The 1,003-nt window shown below is 40.3% G+C and carries 1 protein-coding gene; it reads left to right on the top strand.

From position 1 onward, the window contains the following. Nucleotides 1-835, top strand: an 835-nt coding sequence (locus A3738_RS32465) for a pilin (protein ID WP_068764028.1), incomplete at its 5' end; no start/stop codon positions are given. Between the last annotated feature and the right edge of the window lie 168 nt (nucleotides 836-1,003).

The raw sequence follows: 1,003 nt of genomic DNA on the forward strand, positions 1-1,003 counted from the left end.
AAGTGCTGTAGATTTCTATATTGGGCATGAGTTAGGTCATATTCATCGCAATCACCTTTTGTGGAGTTTTTTCATACTTCCAAGTTCGATACTTCCCTTGCTGGGCGCAGCGTTAAGGCGAGCAGAGGAATATACTTGTGACCGTTATGGTGTAGCGTGTTGTCAATCTGAAGATGATATCAAGGCAGCAATTTCTGCTATTGCAGCAGGTGATACTCGCTGGAAGTCGATCAATGTTGATGCCTATTTAGCGCAAATATCCGAAACAAATGGTTTCTGGATGTCATTCAACGAATTAATAAGTGATTATCCTTGGTTAACCAAAAGAATGGCAGCTGCGTTGGCTATGAACGAGGGACGAGAGATCAATCATCCATCGCGCCATGCATTTGCTTGGTTTTTATCTCTGTTCGTACCTAGATTTGGCTCTGGTGGCGGTATGGTATCGTTGATGATTACTATTGCGATAGTTGGTATTTTGGCTGCCGTAGCAATACCTGCATATCAAGACTATGTACAAAAAGCTCGATATACAGAAGTTTATATAGATGCAGAAGCTGTGAGCAAAGAAGTAACAGAATATGCCGTGGTTAATCAAGCGTGGCCTGAGTCACTTCAAACATTGGGCTATTCAGAAAACTATATTTCTAATGCAACCCAAAGTTCACAAATTGCGATCTATGAAAATGGTGTTATAGGAGCTCAAGTTGGCATAAATGAAGAGGGGAAGGAACAATACATAGTTCTGGAACCTTATGTTGAAGAAGGAAATGTATATTGGAGTTGTTATGGAGAAAACTTACTAGTAAAGCATCTTCCTTCAGAATGCCAATAGGTTTTGACTATTCTTGATTAATAGCCGATCTAATCTATCGATCGGCTGTCTTCGCTGTTTTTAAGCAATAGAGCATTCCGTTAACAGCCTAATGGCTTTTCAAATATTACTCTTCCCCAAAAACCTCAAATATCCTCTCCCTCATCCATTGATGCGCACGATCATTCT

The organism is Oleiphilus sp. HI0066 (genome assembly GCF_001635725.1).